Source organism: Streptomyces sp. R11, assembly GCF_041051905.1.
GTDB lineage: Bacteria > Actinomycetota > Actinomycetes > Streptomycetales > Streptomycetaceae > Streptomyces.
Map to the genome: position 1 here is coordinate 5,011,886 of NZ_CP163432.1, position 17,403 is coordinate 5,029,288.

The 17,403-nt window shown below is 68.1% G+C and carries 16 protein-coding genes and 1 tRNA gene; 11 read left to right on the forward strand and 6 right to left on the reverse strand.

Features of this window, described 5'->3' with window-relative positions; all coding sequences use genetic code 11:
- Positions 1 to 23: 23 nt before the first annotated feature.
- The 6 genes from AB5J55_RS23235 (at position 24) to AB5J55_RS23260 (ending at position 6,943) form a co-directional block, all read left to right on the forward strand.
- Positions 24 to 149: a hypothetical protein gene (locus AB5J55_RS23235; RefSeq protein WP_369272514.1), complete on the forward strand. Its 126-nt coding sequence runs from the start codon at positions 24 to 26 to the stop codon at positions 147 to 149.
- 18 nt (positions 150 to 167) lie between these two features.
- Entirely contained in the window at positions 168 to 1,250 is a 1,083-nt protein-coding gene (locus AB5J55_RS23240; protein WP_369272515.1) for an NAD(P)-dependent alcohol dehydrogenase, read from the forward strand.
- A gap of 48 nt (positions 1,251 to 1,298) precedes the next feature.
- A complete protein-coding gene (locus AB5J55_RS23245) occupies positions 1,299 to 3,128 on the forward strand; it encodes a glycoside hydrolase family 15 protein (protein WP_369272516.1) in 1,830 nt (609 codons plus the stop codon).
- Positions 3,125 to 4,561 (forward strand): glucose-6-phosphate dehydrogenase, encoded by a 1,437-nt coding sequence (locus tag AB5J55_RS23250; protein ID WP_369272517.1) that lies wholly within the window; start codon positions 3,125 to 3,127, stop codon positions 4,559 to 4,561. Before AB5J55_RS23245 ends, AB5J55_RS23250 begins: the two co-directional genes overlap by 4 nt.
- Before the next feature lie 332 nt (positions 4,562 to 4,893).
- The gene (locus tag AB5J55_RS23255) at positions 4,894 to 6,369 is read left to right on the forward strand and encodes a hypothetical protein (protein WP_369272518.1); all 1,476 of its coding nucleotides are present in this window, start codon (positions 4,894 to 4,896) and stop codon (positions 6,367 to 6,369) included.
- Positions 6,341 to 6,943 (forward strand): hypothetical protein, encoded by a 603-nt coding sequence (locus AB5J55_RS23260; RefSeq protein WP_369272519.1) that lies wholly within the window; start codon positions 6,341 to 6,343, stop codon positions 6,941 to 6,943. Before AB5J55_RS23255 ends, AB5J55_RS23260 begins: the two co-directional genes overlap by 29 nt.
- Positions 6,944 to 7,230: 287 nt before the next feature.
- Here AB5J55_RS23260 and AB5J55_RS23265 read toward each other — a convergent pair.
- From AB5J55_RS23265 to AB5J55_RS23275, 3 genes are all read right to left on the reverse strand, one after another.
- Positions 7,231 to 7,304 (reverse strand) — tRNA-Pro (locus AB5J55_RS23265).
- Between the two features lie 32 nt (positions 7,305 to 7,336).
- A complete protein-coding gene (locus AB5J55_RS23270; RefSeq protein WP_369272520.1) occupies positions 7,337 to 8,146 on the reverse strand; it encodes a Pr6Pr family membrane protein in 810 nt (269 codons plus the stop codon).
- A 211-nt stretch (positions 8,147 to 8,357) separates the two neighbouring features.
- Positions 8,358 to 9,284 carry a metallophosphoesterase gene (locus AB5J55_RS23275; protein ID WP_369272521.1) on the reverse strand — a complete coding sequence of 309 codons (927 nt, stop codon included), beginning with the start codon at positions 9,282 to 9,284 and terminating at the stop codon, positions 8,358 to 8,360.
- 120 nt (positions 9,285 to 9,404) lie between these two features.
- On the opposite strand from AB5J55_RS23275, the gene AB5J55_RS23280 reads away from it, so the two are divergent.
- Positions 9,405 to 9,869 (forward strand): GatB/YqeY domain-containing protein, encoded by a 465-nt coding sequence (locus AB5J55_RS23280; RefSeq protein WP_328880239.1) that lies wholly within the window; start codon positions 9,405 to 9,407, stop codon positions 9,867 to 9,869.
- Between the two features lie 111 nt (positions 9,870 to 9,980).
- Here AB5J55_RS23280 and AB5J55_RS23285 read toward each other — a convergent pair whose 3' ends face one another.
- A complete protein-coding gene (locus AB5J55_RS23285; RefSeq protein WP_369272522.1) occupies positions 9,981 to 12,281 on the reverse strand; it encodes a transglycosylase domain-containing protein in 2,301 nt (766 codons plus the stop codon).
- A gap of 466 nt (positions 12,282 to 12,747) precedes the next feature.
- Between AB5J55_RS23285 and AB5J55_RS23290 the strand changes: the two genes are divergently transcribed.
- Positions 12,748 to 13,086 (forward strand): WhiB family transcriptional regulator, encoded by a 339-nt coding sequence (locus AB5J55_RS23290; protein WP_328425258.1) that lies wholly within the window; start codon positions 12,748 to 12,750, stop codon positions 13,084 to 13,086.
- Positions 13,087 to 13,131: 45 nt separating this feature from the next.
- Here the strand turns inward: AB5J55_RS23290 and AB5J55_RS23295 are convergent, their stop codons facing one another.
- Positions 13,132 to 14,589 carry an ArsA family ATPase gene (locus AB5J55_RS23295; protein WP_369272523.1) on the reverse strand — a complete coding sequence of 486 codons (1,458 nt, stop codon included), beginning with the start codon at positions 14,587 to 14,589 and terminating at the stop codon, positions 13,132 to 13,134.
- A 112-nt stretch (positions 14,590 to 14,701) separates the two neighbouring features.
- Positions 14,702 to 15,679 carry an ArsA family ATPase gene (locus AB5J55_RS23300; RefSeq protein WP_369272524.1) on the reverse strand — a complete coding sequence of 326 codons (978 nt, stop codon included), beginning with the start codon at positions 15,677 to 15,679 and terminating at the stop codon, positions 14,702 to 14,704.
- Positions 15,680 to 15,785: 106 nt separating this feature from the next.
- Here AB5J55_RS23300 and AB5J55_RS23305 point away from each other — a divergent pair, with 106 nt between their 5' ends.
- From AB5J55_RS23305 to AB5J55_RS23315, 3 genes are all read left to right on the forward strand, one after another.
- Complete coding sequence (locus AB5J55_RS23305; RefSeq protein WP_003975360.1) at positions 15,786 to 15,947, forward strand: DUF4177 domain-containing protein; 162 nt, start codon at positions 15,786 to 15,788, stop codon at positions 15,945 to 15,947.
- Entirely contained in the window at positions 15,944 to 16,411 is a 468-nt protein-coding gene (locus AB5J55_RS23310) for a RidA family protein (RefSeq protein ID WP_369272525.1), read from the forward strand. The genes AB5J55_RS23305 and AB5J55_RS23310 overlap by 4 nt, the downstream gene beginning before the upstream one ends.
- A 148-nt stretch (positions 16,412 to 16,559) precedes the next feature.
- Positions 16,560 to 17,381, forward strand: coding sequence for a nucleotidyltransferase domain-containing protein (locus AB5J55_RS23315; RefSeq protein WP_369272526.1), 822 nt, complete (start codon positions 16,560 to 16,562; stop codon positions 17,379 to 17,381).
- The last annotated feature ends 22 nt before the right edge of the window (positions 17,382 to 17,403 follow it).

The window sequence follows — 17,403 nt, forward strand, 5'->3', positions numbered from 1 at the left end:
CGCCTCAGCGGCTGCTGCTCGGCGTGCTCATCGACCGTAGCCGCGAGGTGCACGGCACGCACCCGCAGCAGATCCGCCTCACCGGGGTGGCTCTGGCGCTGGTGCTGGTGCGGTCGGGTCGCGGGACGGTCGGGCCCTTGCGACAGTGACAGGAGTGAACAACTGAGGTGGTGCGGTTCGACAGGAGGAGGGACAGACAGGTGAAGGCATTCGTCATGAAGGAGATCGGGCAGGTGGGTTTCCTGGAGAAGCCCGTCCCACAGCCCGGCCCGGGTGACGCGGTCGTCCAGACGACCAGAGCCCTGATCTGCACGTCCGATTCCCACACCGTCCAAGGCGGCATCGGTCCGCGGGAGAATCTGACGCTGGGCCATGAGGCGGTGGGCATCGTGCATGCCGTGGGCAGCGAGGTGAAGGACTTCCGGCCCGGCGATCGTGTGCTGGTCGGCGCCATCACCCCCGACTGGGGCGACCTGGCCTCGCAGAACGGATACCCGTCGCAGTCCGGAGCGCCCCTCGGCGGCTTCAAGTTCGCCAACTTCAAGGACGGGGTGTTCGCCGAGTACTTCCATGTGAACGAGGCCGACGCCAATCTCGCGAAAATCCCCGACACCGTCAGCGATGAAATGGCGGTCTACTGCGCCGACATGCTGTCGACCGGCTTCATGGGCGCGGAAAAGGGCAACATCCCGATCGGCGGAACCGTGGCCGTCCTGGCCCAGGGCCCGGTGGGCCTGATGGCGACGGTCGGGGCGCGACTGCGCGGTGCCGGCCAGATCATCGGCGTCGAATCGGTTCCCGACCGGCAGAAACTCGCGCGCACGTACGGCGCGGGCGAGATCGTCGACTTCACCAGCGAGGATGTCGTCGAGCGGATCCTCGAGCTGACCGGGGGCGAAGGGGTCGACACCGCGATCGAGGCGCTCGGCGCGGATGTCACGTTCCAGACCGCGGTGAAGATCACCAAGCCCGGGGGCACGATCTCCAACATCGGCTATTTCGGCGACGGGGAGTTCGTGCGTATCCCCCGGGTCGAGTGGGGCGTCGGAATGGCCGACAAAACGATCGCGACCGGACTGTGCCCGGGAGGCAGGCTACGTATGGAGCGACTGCTGCGGGTGCTGGAAGCACAGCTTGTCGACCCCTCTCACATGACCACCCACGAGTTTCGCTTCGACGACATGGAAAGTGCCTTCGAGGTCTCCGACAAGAAAATCGACAACGTCGTGAAAGTAATGATCACCTTCTAGCCGGGTGTTTCGGTGGCCGGCTGACGGCGCTGCGAGAAGAGAGACCGCATGTACGATCCCGATCCTCCCTTTCGGCCGGTTCGCCAGCGAGAGGGCTATCTGCCGCTGGAAGATCTCGGCCTCATCGGGGACGGTGCGACGTCTGCGCTGGTCGGCCTGGACGGCTCCATTCCATGGATGTGCCTTCCACGATTCGATGCCGACCCTCTGTTCTGCGGCCTGCTGGATCAGGCACACGGCGGGCATTTCACCCTGGCGCCGGAGGAACTGGTCGAGGCGCGACAACGCTACGAACCCGACACCGGGGTGCTGACAACCGAGTTGCGCAGCGCCACCGGCCTGGTCCGCATCACCGATGCGCTCGCCCTGCGCTCAGGGGCCGACCTCACCGATGACGCCCCGGCCGACCGGGCCGAGCTTGTACGTTCGGCCGTGGTCCTGGACGGAAACGTACGCCTGCGCATGGACCTGGAGCCCCGAGGTGGCGGGCAGGCCCTGGCGTTGTTCAGCGGGCTTGAGGTACGACCGTCCCGACGGCCGGACCTTCGACTGCACCTGCGCTCCAACCGTCCCCTGACCGGCCTGCACAGCACCCATGACCTCCGGCAGGGAGAACGCCTCGACCTCGTGCTGTCCTGGGGTCGCTTCCATCGCCACCACCGATTCGACACCGACGCGATGCTGCAGGGCACCGCCGACGCGTGGCGCCGCTGGATGCAGCACTTCCACTACGGTGGCCCCCAGGAACCGCTGGTCCGACGCTCGGCGATCACACTGAAACTGTGCGACGACTGGGCCAACGGCTCGCTTGTCGCGGCCCCCACATCCTCCTTGCCTGCACCGATCGGCGGGATCCGCAACTGGGACTACCGCTACGCCTGGATCCGGGACGCGGCCTTCGCCGTGTTCGCACTGCGCCGCATCGGCTTCGGCGGGGAGGCCGACGCCTTCCTCGGATGGGTGTTGGACGCCTTCGAGTACAGCCGGCGGCCCCGGATCATGTACGCCCTCGACGGCAGCCCGGTGCCGGACGAGGTCGAGGACGCCGAGCTGGAAGGCTATCGGCGCTCCGCCCCGGTGCGATGGGGCAACGGCGCGGCCGACCAGCGCCAGCACGACGTCTACGGGGAGATCCTTGACTGCGCCGACCAGTGGCTTCGCTCCGGCGGGGACATCCAGCCGCCGCTGTGGGCCAGCCTGGCCAAGCTGGCCGACGCCGCAGAAAAGGCGTGGCGACAGCCGGACCAGGGGATCTGGGAGGTGCGCAACGAGGGCCGGGCGTTCACGTACTCGGCCGGAATGTGCCAAGTAGCCCTGGACCGGGCTGCCACGATCGGCGAGCGGCTCGGCCTGCCCGGAAAGATCGCCACGTGGCGAGCCTCGGCCGACGAGCTGCGCCGACTCATCCTTGACAGGGCCTGGAACGAGGAGACGCAGACCCTGAGCGTGTATCTCGACGGCGGCGGCGCTGTCGACGCCAGCCTGCTCGCCCTTCCCCTGCGCCAGGTCGTCCCGGCCGATCACCCGCGGATGGTGGCCACCGCCACCGCCGTCGCCGAACGGCTGTCGGCCGGCAACGGGCTGCTCTACCGCTACCTGCACAAGGAGTCACCCGACGGCCTGGCCGGCGACGAGGGTGCCTTCGTGCTGTGCAGCTTTTGGCTGGTCGACAACCTCATCGGCCAGGGCCGGATCGAAGAGGCAGAGGAGCTGTACGCCTCGTTGTGCGCCCGGGCGAGCCCGCTGGGGCTGCTGTCGGAGCAGATCGACCCGTCCACCGGAGCGTTCATGGGCAACTTCCCTCAGGCATTCAGCCACATCGGGATCACCGCCAGCGGAGTGAACCTCGCCCGAGCGAAAGCAGGCGTCAACGCATGATCAACCGGCTCGCGATCCTCGGCGCGACAGGTGACCTCAGCGCACGCTACCTGCTGCCGGCCCTGGTCGCGCTGCGGGCTGCAGGAGACCTCGGCGACCACTTCCAGCTGACCGGCGCAAGCCGGGAGGACTGGGACAGCGCGCGGTACCGAGAGTGGGTGACCGCCCAGGCCGACCGTCATGGTGGGCATTATCCAGCCGACGCCAAGGCAGCGATCGCGGCCGCGGCCGACTATCAACGGGCTGACGTCACCAACCCCGCTGACATCGCCTCGGTCATCGCGGGTGAGGGTCCCGTGGCCGTCTACCTCGCCCTGCCCCCCGCCCTCTTCCCCGTCGTGGTCACCGCGCTGCACCAGGCCGGCCTGCCCGCAGGCAGCCGAATCGTGCTGGAGAAGCCCTTCGGCGAGAACCTCGCCGACGCGCAGGAGCTGAACCGGCTGCTTGCCGAACTCGTCCCCGAGCAGGCCGTGTTCCGGGTTGACCACTTCCTGGCCATGACGACCGTCCAGAACGTGCTCGGCGTCCGACTCGCCAACCGTGTGCTGGAGCCCATCTGGAACAGCACCCACATCGCCGCAGTGGACATTGTCTGGGACGAGACCCTGGCGCTGGAAGGCAGAGCCGGCTACTACGACACCGTCGGAGCGCTCAAGGACATGGTGCAAAACCACCTGCTGCAGTTGCTCTGCCTGGTGGCCATGGAACCGCCCATCACCCTCGGCGAGCGCGACCTGCGCGACCGGAAAGTTGATGTGCTGCGGTCCGTACGGCTTCTCACCGAGGACGACGTCGTACGCCGCACACGTCGCGCACGCTACCTGGCCGGCCGGATCGCAGACCACGACATTCCCGCCTACACCGACGAGGAAGGCGTCAACCCGCAGCGCTGTATCGAGACTTACGCCGAGGTGGAGCTGGAACTGGACAGCTGGCGCTGGTCGGGAACAACCTTCCGGCTCCGCAGCGGCAAAGCACTCCGCGCGGACCGCAAGGAGGTCGCCGTGCGCTTCCGGTCCGTGCCCCACCTGCCCTTCGGTCACAGCGGAGAAGCCCTCCCCAACGTGCTCCGCTTCGGACTCGACCCGGAAGACCTGACCTTCGACCTGACAGGCATCGGCGCCCACACCGACACCCTCGCCCCGCTGTCGCTGACCGCACAGATGGAACCGCCCCACCTGCCCGCCTACGGCAGGCTCCTGCTGGACGTCCTGAACGGCGATCCCGCCATGTCCATCCGCGGCGACGAGGCCGAAGAGGCCTGGCGGGTCCTGACACCCGTACTGAACGCCTGGGAGAGAGATCTGGTCCCCCTCGAGGAATATCCGGCCGGCTCCAACGGGCCGCCTCCCCGACAGCAGTACGGAAGCGGGCAACAGCGGCGTAGCGGACTGCTTCACGCTGAAGCGGCGCCACCGGGTGGTACCTCCTGACACCCGGGCCACGGCCTGCCGACGAGCCGTGGAGCTGCTGCCGCGGCCGCTCTTGGGAAAAGGAGCACCGTGATGTCCCTCAGCGCTGAGCATCGAACCCCGTGCATCGTGGTCATAGGCGTCGCCGGGATCGGCAAGAGCACGGTGGCTCGCCTGCTCGCGGAGCGGCTGAGCGTCCCCTTTACTGGAGGGCAACGCGAGCGGGGCTGGCGTACAAGCCAGGTCCGGTTGACGTTCAGCAACTCACTGACTCGACACCCAACCTGGGAAAGAACTCACCGTCCATCGAGGACCTGACCGCCGAGCTGCGACGGCAGCTGTCCGAGAGCAGCATGTACGCGCCGACCACGCTGCCGGCCGAGGCCCCGACGACGAGCTTTCTGGAACTGCTCGGCGACATCGAGATCGACCCCGAGAAGTTGGGTGTCGTGCTGCCACGCCTCCTCAGCAGGCTTCGCCCGAAGCTCGCCTACCGGGTCGGCGGGGTGCTCCGGTACCGGCACGAGGAGCCGGATCAATGCGGCATGACGGTCACCGTCATGGCATTCGTGTTCGGCGGCTCACGCGCGATGACCGTATGGGGGAAAGACTGGGACGAGGTCATCCAGAAAGCCGCATGCTGTGTGATCAGCTCGCTGCTCCCCGTGACCCGCGCCGGGAGGCAGCCGCCTTGGCGCCAATGGTGGGGACGGGAGCTGAAGCCAGAGCTGTACGAGGCTTATCAGAAGGCGAACGAGTTCGGCCGGGTAGGGCACTACCACGAGGCCGTGGTGCGGTACTACGAAGCGATTAGGCTCGATCCTGCAAATCCCCATCTGCGAGCCGAGTTGGCGGAAATTCAGGAGAAGATGGGGCTGCACATCGACGCGCTTGATACCTGTCAAAGGGCTCTTGCTCTCGACGGGCAGACCGCACACGGCTATAACAAACGCCTGTGGCAAAGTGGTCGGAAGCTGCGCTGGTGCCGACTACGCTATTTCTTGCACCCTCGCCGATACCGGGACGTGCTTGGTCTCCGCTACCGAAACACCATCATCCTGGGAATCTCCGAGATGACGGCGGAACAATGGTACGAGCGCAGGGGCACCAATAGCCAAGGTGCACACGAGAAACTGATACCGGTCCTTGTGGACCGATACTGGCCAGTGGCTGTCGACTTGGCCGACATCGACCCACTAGTCAAAAATCAGGCATGCTTCGACGATGAAGAAAAGGCCCGGAATTGGCTCGAGGTCGCGCTGAACTTGTCGACCGAGAGCGAAGACTGCGATGCGGCCAAAGAGAAGAATCTGAGCCGGGTCCGCCTGGCATTCCAGAAATCCGCTACGCAGGAGACAAACCGTCTCGCTACCGATGACCTGTGGGCCCGCCTTGCTGGGCTCTATGCGCCCGACAGGGTATGGAGCTGGATGCGGTTCTTCTGGCCCTTCTCCTATTTCCAAAGGGTGCCTGGCCCACTGCAGCCCGTGACCCGGGGAGCATTCCAAGTCAACCGAATAACGTGGGCGCCGCTACGGTTGGCCTGGGCCAGCGAACACTTCGATAATTCTGCCACTGATCACCTCAGGGACGAGCTTGCCAGGCGTGCGGTCAAGACGTTGGAGAGAGCGGTTCTGGTTTCGAAAGGTAAGTTCGCGTCGGTGGAGCAGGCATGGCTGGTCAACGAGGATCCCGATCTGAAATCGCTCCAGGTAAACAAGCTCTTCCAGGGCTTTGTGCAGACCGCGTATCCATCCCCCAGAGGTCTCCGAGAAGTCTGTTCCGAGCAGCGCCGAGCAGATGAGAGACTACGATTACCGGCTCCTTGAGGAAACCGCCAAGGTGATGCAGGAGGTCTGGCTTCGACGGAGCAAGGAGACGGGCCTCGATATTCATGAGGCGACTGAGTGGCTGCGAGTCGAACGCGGGATCTGGGAGCGGATTCACGAGGTTGCGGCCGCTGACCACATATTCAGCTGGCGGGGTCGCGTAGAGCTCATACGCTCTGTCCAAGTAAATAGTAATCCGGCAGTGCGTGCCACCGCAGGATTCCCGCCTTCCGTACTTGCGGACGAGGGCGCCCCGGATGGTCGCCCATCCTCCGAGGAAATCGACAAACTGCTTGAGAGGCTGAAGAAGGGCACGGAGTTGGCCGGGGCTCCCTATTCAAGAAGTCTGCTATGGCAACAGGCCCTCAGTCAGGCCTCAGCTGACCGCGTGGCATTCGATGCGGCCACCCTCCACGAACTATCCTTCGGATATATGGCGGCTTGGCAGAGGCTCCATGACTGGCTGGCACGGGAGCCCAAGGACCAAGACGGTGAACAGACGACTTTCCTCAAAGCTATGCGGAATATCCCTGAGCCGTATGGACCTCCCTCCGCAGGACCCAACGGCCTGTAGGGCGGGGTGAGCAGGAGGACAGGCCGTTGAAGTTGGCCACCTCTTAGGCGCCTGGGGCCGGGTCGATCAAGAGGCCATCCCTGGGGCAGGCGAATGCGACCACCAAGCAGTGGTAGGAGTCGGTGGAGGCGCGGGTGGCCATGCGTCCTCGGTCCCCGCACCGGGGTGACGCTCGCGGAGTGGATTTCCTTGATCCACTCCCCGTTCACTCCCCAGGGGCCACGTGGAACGAGTCAGGGCCGGTTTCCCGTGAGGGGAAGACCGGCCCTGACCTGGTGTTTCAGCTGTCGGGGTGGCGGGATTTGAACCCACGACCTCTTCGTCCCGAACGAAGCGCGCTGCCAAGCTGCGCTACACCCCGATGTCGCTGCTGTCGCTGCGACGTCGTTTACTTTAGCCCACCGGTGGCTGGAGACGAAATCCGGTTTTCGTGCGTTGGTGGACGCGGTGGCGGATGGGGTTGGGGCGGGCGTGGTCGAGGGCCACGAGGGCGATGGCCAGGGCGTAGATGGCGAGGCCGATGAGGAGGGCGTTGCCGAGGACGCTCTTGTAGCCGTGCCGGGCCACGTCGAGGAAGGGGTAGAGGTAGCGGGCCGGCGTGCCGGGGACCAGTAGTTCGCCTCGGGTGAAGGTGACCGCCAGGTAGGTGAGGGGGTAGAGCAGCCAGGTCGCCGCCCGGCGCAGGTGCAGGTGGCCCGGAGCCGTCAGGAGCAGCCAGTCCAGCAGGGCCGCGACGGGCGTCGCCGTATGCAGGACCTGGGTGGTGATCGCATGCCAGCCCGTGGGGTCGGTGGTCTCGCCCGTGAGGACGCCGGGGAGCGCGTACGGGCTTGACTCGTTGGCCAGCAGCAGGTGGTAGACGAGGCCCGTGACCAGGGCGTAGAGCAGCGTGGCGCCCGTCAGTGCGGAGGGCAGGGGGCGGCGGGCGGTCCAGGCGCGGCGGGCCGAGAGGATGAAGACGAGGGCCAGCAGGACGTTGGCCTGGATCGCGAAGTGGCTCAGGGTGCGCACGGGGCTGCCGAGGGCCAGTTCGACGGCGACCGCCGCGGCCGCGGCCAGGGCGACCAGCAGGCGATACACGGCTGCCAGGCGGCGGCGGGCGGGGGCCACCACCGCGGTGGCGGGGACGTGGGACGGCAGCAGCGCGGGGATGCCCGGTATCGCGGGGAGGTCCGGGATGTCCCTGGGTATCGGGGCTGTCATGCCCTCACGCTAAGCAGGGTGGACAAAACGGGCGATACGGGTGGTCCGTGCGGGTTACGCCGGGCGGCCGGATGGCTCCATCTCCGCCCCTTGCCCCTCACCTCGCCCCTCACGCCGGCCCGCGCCCCTACTCCGACGCCACTCCAGTACCGGGTTCCGACCAGTACCCCGGGTCGACAACCGTCCCCGGCCCCACCCGCATCAACAGCCCCTACTCCCGCCCCACCAACGTCAGCAACGTCGCCTCCGGCGGGCAAGCGAACCGGAACGGGGTGTAACGGTTCGCCCCGCAGCCTGCCGAGACGTGCAGGTAGGACGTACGGCCCTGCGCCGTGTGCGTGGACAGGCCCTTCACGCGATCCGTGTCGAGGTCGCAGTTGGTGACCAGGGCGCCGTAGAAGGGGATGCAGAGCTGGCCGCCGTGGGTGTGGCCGGCCAGGATCAGGGGGTAGCCGTCGGCCGTGTAGGAGTCCAGGACGCGCAGGTACGGCGCGTGCACCACGCCCATCGCGAGGTCGGCGGCGCCGGACGGGCCCCCGGCCACCCGCTCGTAGCGGTCCCTTTTGATGTGCGGGTCGTCGAGGCCGGTGAGCTCCACCGACACGCCCTCGACCTTCAGCGTCCCGCGCGTGTTCGTGAGGTTGAGCCAGCCCGCGGCGTCGAAGCCGTCGCGCAGGTCCTCCCAGGGGTTGTGGATCGCGCCGACGGCGGGCGCGTTGCCGTTCAGGCCGTGGCGGCCCTCGGCCTTCTCCAGCAGGTAGCGGGCGGGGTTGCGCAGCTTCGGGCCGTAGTAGTCGTTCGAGCCGAAGACGTAGGCCCCCGGGAACTGCATCAGCGGACCCAGCGCGTCCAGCACCTCCGGCACGCCCTCCGGGTCGGAGAGGTTGTCGCCGGTGTTGATCACGAAGTCCGGGCGCAGGCCCGCCAGCGAGCGCAGCCAGCGCTGCTTCTTGCGCTGGCCGCCGACCATGTGGATGTCGGAGACCTGGAGCACGCGCAGCGGACGCATGCCCGCGGGCAGGACGGGGACCGTCACCCGTCGCAGGCGGAAGGAACGGGCCTCGAAACCCGCCGAATACAACAGACCGGCGGCGCCAACCGCCGTGATGCCCAGGGGTACTCCGTATCGCGCACGCATACGACCATCGTGTCAGACCGGCGAAGTCCCCGTGCCCGGCCGCCTCCGGTACGGCATCGCCGTGCACACCCCTTGAAATCAAGGGGCGTTCCCTGCTCCACACCTGCGACAATCGACGCCATGACCACGCTCAAGTCGAAGCTGCAGGAAGACCTCAACGCCGCGATCAAGGAGCGCGACGAGCTCCGCTCCTCGACGCTCCGGCTGACGCTCGCCGCGATCACCAAGGAGGAGGTCGCGGGCAAGGAGAAGCGCGAGCTCTCCGACGACGAGGTGCAGAAGGTGATCACCCGCGAGGCGAAGAAGCGCCGTGAGGCCGCCGAGGCCTTCGCGCAGGGTGGTCGTGCCGAGTCCGCCGAGCGGGAGAAGGCGGAGGGCGAGGTCCTCGCCACGTACCTGCCGAAGCAGCTCAGCGACGACGAGCTGAACCAGATCGTCGCTCAGGCCGTCGAGGAGGCCAAGGCGGCCGGCGCCGAGGGCCCGCGGGCCATGGGCGCCGTCATGAAGATCGTGAACCCGAAGGTGGCGGGCCAGGCGGAGGGCGGCCGCGTGGCCGCGGCGGTCAAGAAGCTGCTCGCCGGCTGACACCTGCGGCACGGCAGGCGCTGTGGCTGCCAACCGCTCCGCCTCGGACGACAGACGGCCCCTGCCCTTCGTACGAAAGGGCAGGGGCCGTCCCCATTCTTCAAGGCCGCGTCAGCCACGCCCCCCGGTGCCGTTCCCGTTCGACTGCCCCTGCCACCAGCCCTCGGGGATCGAGAAGGAGGGCGTCGGGAACGTACCGCCGTCCGCGCCGCCGTTGTTGCCACCGCCGTTGTTCCCGCCGCCGATCAGGCCGCCGATGACGTTGTCGTCGCCGTTGTTCCCGTCGCCGTTGCCGTTCTCGTCGCCGTCTTCGTCCTCGTCACCGCGGCCACGGTCCGGCTTGTCCTCCGGGATGTGGACGGTGTTGAAGTTCTCGTCGGGCTTGCCGTCGAGGGCGCCGTTCATCGCGTCCCGCCAGATCGGCCCCGGGACCCGGCCGCCGTAGACGAGGTCGTGGTACTGGCCGCCGATGTAGATGTTCCGCATCTTGACCTTCTGGGTGGCGCTGCCCACCCAGACGGCGCCCGAGAGATTCGGCGTGTAGCCGACGAACCAGGCGTTGCGGCGCTCGTCCGTCGTACCCGTCTTACCGGCGCTCTGGCGGTTGGTGAGACCGGCCTCCTTGCCCGTGCCGGAGTCGACCACGCCCTGCAGCAGGGTGTTGATGGTGTCCGCGGTCTGCTCGGACATCGCCCGCGAGCACGTCGACTTGGGCACCTCGAGCGACTTCTGCTCCCCGCCGACCTTCTGCGAGATCGACTCGATGGCGATCGGCGTGCAGTACATGCCGCGGGAGGCGAAGGCGGCGTAAGCGCTCGCCATCGTCAGCGGGGAGAGGCCGATCGAGCCGAGGGTGACGGAGGGGGTCTCCGGGAGCTTGTCGCCGTTGCCCTGCCGGACCTGCAGCTTGTCGGTGATGTTGACCACCGGGCACAGACCGATGTCGGCGACCATCTGCACGAAGTAGGTGTTGACCGACAGCTCCATCGCCTTCCTCAGGCGGTAGGGGCCGCGCTCCGACTCGGCTTCGTTCTCCAGCTTCTCGCCGTTCAGGTTGGTCCACGGCTTGCTGTCGCACGTCTGGACCGGGCTCGGGTACTCCATCTCGTACGGCGACGAGTACTCCTGCGTCGGCGGGCGCCCTTCCTCCAGCGCGGCCGCCGCGACGAACGGCTTGAACGTCGAACCGGTCGGGAAGCCGAAGTTGGAGCCGCCGTAGGCCGCGTCGACGGAGTAGTTGTACTCGGTCTCGTTCTTGCCGTAGCCGTACGGCTTCGACTGGCCCATGCCGAGGATCTTGCCGGTGCCGGGCTCGACGAGGGTGGTCGCGGCGGCGACCTTGTCGTCCTGGTTGACGTGGTCCTTGAGCGAGGCCTGGACCGACTCCTGGGCCTGCGGGTCGAGGGTCGTCGTGATGGTCAGGCCGCCGCGGTTCCAGACCTTGGCGCGGGCCTCGCGGTTCTTGCCGAAGACCGGGTCGCTGAGGAAGACCCTCTCGACGTACTGGCAGAAGAAGCCGGCGCCCTTGACCGCGGTGATGCAGCCGTTGTTGGGCTTGCTGACCTTCAGGCCGAGCGGCGCCTCCTTGGCCTTGTCGGCATCCGCCTGGGAGACGTCGCCGACGTCGGCCATGCGCTGCAGGACGATGTTGCGGCGCTTGGTGGCCTCGGCCTCGTCGTTGACCGGGTCGTAGCGGCTCGGCGACTGGACGATGCCGGCGAGCAGGGCCGCTTCCTGGAGCTTGAGGTCCTTGGCGGACTTGGAGAAGTAGCGCTGCGAGGCGGCCTCGACGCCGTACGCCTGCTGGCCGAAGAACGTGATGTTCAGGTAGTTCTCGAGGATCTTCTTCTTGCCGAGCTCCTCCTCGACCTGGATCGCGTACTTCAGCTCCTTGATCTTGCGGCCGAGGGTCTGCTGGGTGGCCTGGGCGACCTTCGTCGCGTCGTCGCCGGCCTCCTCGACGAAGACGTTCTTCACGTACTGCTGGGTGAGCGTGGACGCGCCCTCGGTGACGCCGCCGCTCTGCGCGTTGCGGTTGAGGGCGCGCAGGACGCCCTTCAGGTCGACCGCGCCATGCTGGTAGAAGCGGGCGTCCTCGATCGCGACGATCGCCTTCTGCATGAACGGCGAGATGTCCTTGAGGTCGACCACCGTACGGTCGCGCGAGTAGACCGAGGCGATCTGGTCGCCCTTGGCGTCCAGGATCGTGGTGCGCTGGCTCAGTGGCGGCGTCTTGAGGCTGACCGGGAGCTCGTCGAAACTCTCGACCGAACCCTTGGCCGCGAGGCCCAGCGCGCCGACGGCGGGCAACGCGATACCGGCCAGCACGGCTCCCGCGAGCACACTGACACCGAGGAACTTGGCGGCCTGTTGCGTTGGCGACAGACCACCGCCCGAGCGCTTCTTTGGCATGGGGGCAGCCTAAACCGTAGAGATGAGCGAACCGAGGGCCGACCGTGCGCGAGCAGAGCACGCTCGCGGAAGCAGCCTATTCGCCGGACAGGCATGCAGGCATTGGCCTAAGCTGCTCTCAACTGTCACAGCAGTGCGGCCACGTATCAATACGTCCGGCGACCCCGAATCGTTCCGGAGGTTCCCCACTTTTTTGGTGGGGGCGTGTCCGAATCCGCCTTGTGTGTCATCCGGCGTCCGTTGTGACTCAACTGAACTGTCCCGGTTTGCCGGGAAAGTCACGCATGTCGCCAGCTCACTCCCCCGGGTGATCTGCCGCTTACGCATAGTCCGTTCGGGCCATTCAAGATTGGGCCCGAAGGGGGTGTTGCGCTGTGCCCACCTTCCGTAACGTCCTCAACTGGCGGCGGTGAATATGCCGCTGCCGCCGTGGGGGAGCCTCGATTCGGGAGAGGACGGCGCCGGTATGGGCTGGGTAGTCGACTGGAGTGCGCAGGCGGCCTGCCGCACTACCGATCCGGATGAACTGTTCGTTCAGGGAGCAGCGCAGAACAGGGCCAAGGCGGTGTGCACCGGATGCCCGGTGCGCACGGAGTGCCTGGCGGACGCGCTGGACAACCGCGTCGAGTTCGGCGTGTGGGGAGGAATGACCGAGCGGGAGCGCCGTGCGCTGCTGCGCAGGCGGCCCACCGTGACGTCCTGGCGCCGGCTGCTGGAGACCGCGCGCTCGGAGTACGAGCGGGGCGCGGGCATCCTGCCGCTCGACGACGACCAGGTGTACGAGGACTTCGCGGCGGTGAGCTGAGGGGACCTGGGCTGAGGGGACCAGGAGGTCTCCTCCCGGACTCCCTCAGGTGCCGGCCGCGGGGTCAGGCAGCTCCGGCTTATGGGCCGCGAGCCGGTTTCCGATGTCCCGCAGTCCCGCCAGGTCATGCACATCGCCGGGCAGCGCGGCCACTTCGGCCACCGCCACCTCGGGGTGCAGTGAGGTGAAGCGGTCACGCGTGCGCTGCTCACGGGTGAGCAGCTGCATGCGCTCGGCGTGCAGCCTCAGCAGGCCTGTGGTGAGTTGGTCGACGGACCGCTCCACATGCGCAGTGGCGGATTGCGGAGCAACGGGCTGCGGCTCGTCCGTGGCTGCGGTGCGCTCCATGTCGGGGGCGGGGGAGCCTGCCTCAGGAGCGGCGGGGAAGCCTGCGTCGGGAGCCGGTTCTTCGGGAGCCGATTCGTCCGAAGCGGGCGATTCGGATGCGACTGATTCTGAACTGTCGTACGTGTCGGGGGAGTTACGAAGTCCAGCTTTCCCGCCCTCCTGATCCACAATGCCGGGCTCTTCAAGATTTTCCGCGGCGGCGAGCGCGCGCTCGGCCGACAGCCGGTCGGCGCCGCTGCCGTGGACCCGGTTGAGCACCAGACCGGCGAGCGGCATGTCCTCGGCGGCCAGCCGCTCCACGAAGTACGCGGCCTCGCGCAACGCGTCCCGCTCCGGCGCGGCCACCACCAGGAACGCCGTACCGGGCGCCTGGAGCAGCTTGTACGTCGCGTCCGCGCGCGTACGGAACCCGCCGAACATGGAGTCCATCGCGGCCACGAAGGTCTGTACGTCCTTCAGCAGCTGACCGCCGAGCAGCTTGCCCAGCGCGCCCGTCATCATCGACATGCCGACGTTCAGGAACTTCATCCCCGCGCGGCCGCCCACCTTCGCCGGGGCCAGCAGGACGCGGATCAGCTTGCCGTCCAGGAACGAGCCGAGCCGCTTGGGTGCGTCCAGGAAGTCCAGCGCAGAGCGGGACGGCGGCGTGTCGACGACGATGAGGTCCCACTCGTCCCGCGCGCGCAGCTGGCCCAGCTTCTCCATCGCCATGTATTCCTGCGTGCCCGCGAAGCCCGCCGAAAGTGACTGGTAGAACGGGTTGCCCAGGATCGCGGCCGCCCGGTCCGGATCCGCGTGCGCCTCGACGATCTCGTCGAAGGTGCGCTTCATGTCGAGCATCATCGCGTGCAGCTCGCCCTCGCCCTCGACGCCCTTGACCCGGCGCGGGGTGTTGTCCAGGGAGTCGATGCCCATCGACTGGGCGAGCCGGCGGGCCGGGTCGATGGTGAGCACGACCACCTTGCGGCCGCGCTCGGCGGCCCGCAGTCCCAGCGCCGCCGCGGTCGTGGTCTTGCCGACGCCGCCCGAGCCGCAGCAGACCACGATGCGGGTCTTCGGGTCGTCGAGCAGCGGGTCGAGGTCGAGCACGTGCGTGGGGGACAGATGAGACGTGCGCGCGGCGTCGGGCGCCTGGGCGGATTCCGGACGGCTCATGACATCCCCTGCTTCCGACGCTGACGCTCCTGACGTACGGCGTGCCGATCCCGCCGTACGGCGTGCCGCTCCCGCCTGCTGAACGGACTCGTGTCCTGCCCGGTGAACGAACTCATGACAGGCCCTGTTCCCGCAGCTCGCCCGCGAGTTCGTACAGGCCCGCCAGGTCCATGCCCTCGGCGAGCAGCGGCAGTTCGTGCACCGGCAGCCCCAACTCCTCCAGGACCGCCCGCTGCTCCTGCTCCAGCGCGTACCGCTCGGCGTACTCGTCGGCCTGCGCCAGCAGCGGGTCCACCAGCCGCTCGGCGTTCCCGCCGCGCCGTGCCCCGCCGAGCCCGGCGGAGGACAGCGACTTGGCGACGGCGGCACGCGGCACACTGCGTACGAGTTCCAGGTCGGTGGCGTCCAACACCTCGGGCCGCACCATGTTCACGATGATCCGCCCCACCGGCAGCCGCGCGGACCGCAGCTCGGCGATCCCGTCCGCGGTCTCCTGGACGGGCATCTCCTCCAGCAGCGTGACCAGGTGCACGGCCGTCTCGGCCGACTTCAGCACGCGCATCACGGCCTGTGCCTGATTGTGTATCGGCCCTATCCGGGCGAGACCGGCGACCTCGTCGTTGACGTTGAGGAAGCGGGTGATGCGCCCGGTGGGAGGGGCGTCCATGACGACACAGTCGTAGATGAACCGCCCGGCCTTGTCCTTGCGCCGCACGGCCTCACACGCCTTGCCGGTCAGGAGCACGTCTCTGAGCCCCGGCGCGATGGTGGTGGCGAAGTCGATCGCGCCGAGCTTCTTCAGGGCCCGGCCCGCACCGCCCATTTTGTAGAACATCTGGAGGTAGTCCAGAAGGGCCAGTTCGGGGTCTATGGCGAGGGCATACACCTCCCCGCCCCCAGGAGCGACGGCGATCTTCCGCTCCTCATAAGGCAGCGCCTCTGTTTCGAAGAGCTGCGCGATGCCCTGCCTGCCCTCGACCTCGACGAGAAGCGTCCGCTTCCCCTCCGTGGCGAGGGCGAGCGCGAGCGCGGCGGCGACCGTGGTCTTTCCGGTCCCGCCCTTGCCGCTGACGACCTGGAGCCTGCTCACGTCTTCGAGCCTAACCAGTCGGTGCGCAAGCTACGCGACAGCCTGTGGACAACGTGACCGCGGTCGGCCGCATTGCCCTGGCCGGGCAGCGGATAAAGTCGGCCACATGACCAAGTGGGAATACGCAACCGTGCCGCTGCTCGTCCACGCCACGAAGCAGATTCTGGACACCTGGGGCGAGGACGGCTGGGAGCTCGTCCAGGTCGTGCCCGGGCCGAACAACCCCGAGCAGCTCGTGGCCTACCTGAAGCGGGAGAAGCAGGCGTGAGCGCGGTCGAGGAGAAGCTTGCCGAGCTGGGCCTGACGCTGCCGGAGGTCGTGCCTCCGCTGGCCGCGTACCAGCCGGCCGTCCAGACCGGCGTGTACGTCTACACCGCCGGCCAGCTGCCCATGGTGGAGGGCAAACTCCCGGTCACCGGCAAGGTGGGCGCCGAGGTCACCGCCGAGGAGGCCAAGGACCTCGCCCGCACGTGCGCTCTGAACGCCCTCGCGGCCGTGAAGTCGGTGGCGGGCGACCTGGACCGTGTCGCGCGCGTGGTGAAGGTGGTGGGCTTCGTGGCCTCGGCCCCGGACTTCACCGGCCAGCCCGGCGTCCTCAACGGCGCCAGCGAACTCCTCGCCCAGGTCCTGGGCGACAAGGGCGTCCACGCGCGCAGCGCGGTCGGCGTGGCGGTGCTTCCACTGGACGCGCCGGTGGAGGTCGAGGTCCAGGTGGAGCTCACGGAGGCGTAGGCGACGGCGTTGGCGCAGGCCTTCGGCGGTGCGGCTGTCGAAGGCGGCCCGCCGCCGGCCGCCGGCCGCCGTCCGGACAGGCTGAACATCGCTGAACGGCACCGTAAATGAGCCGCCCGCCGCCCTCCCGGCAGGGCACAGTGGCCCCATGGCCGAAACCGTCCTCCGAAGCGGGCTGGACGCCCAGGGGTACATCGCGCGCGAAGGGTCGCTCGGGCGTGTCCCCCACGCCTTCCGGCCCGTCGTCGCCGCCGCTCGCGACCGCCTGCTGGATGTGTTCGCGGCGCGGCTGCACAGCGCCTACCTCTACGGGTCGATTCCGCGCGGCACCGCGCGCGTGGGGCGCAGCGACCTGGATCTGCTGGTCGCCCTGCGCGAGGAGCCGACCGAGGCGGACCGCGCGGACGCGCGCGGGCTCGACGAGGGGCTGGACAAGGAGTTCGCGCAGATCGACGGGGCGGGGACGCTGCTGTGCAGCCGCAGGCAGCTGCTCAGCGACCTGGAGCGGTACGACGGCGGGTGGTTCGTCGCCTGCCTGTGCACGCCCCTCCTGGGGGACGATCTCGCCGAGTATCTGCCGCGCTACCGGCCCGACTCGCTGCTCGCACGCGAGACGAACGGCGATCTCGGCCTCCTGCTGCCTCGGTGGCGGGCGCGGATCGCCGGCGCCGACGACAGCGATGACGCCCGACGGCCGCTCGTCCGGTTCATGTCCCGGCATCTGGTGCGGACCGGGTTCACGCTCGTCATGCCTCGCTGGGGTGGGTGGACCAGCGATCTGGTGCAGATGGCGGAAGCCTTCGGGTCGTACTATCCCGCCCGGGCCGAGCAGATGCGGACCGCGGCCCTGCTCGGGCGGGAGCCGACCGGCGATGCGGCCGTCCTCCGGTCGTACGTCGAGGATCTCGGTCCTTGGCTTGCGCAGGAGTACGCGCGTGTGCACGGCGTCAAAGCCCCCCGGCCCGACTGACGACGCTCAGGAGGCGGCCCTC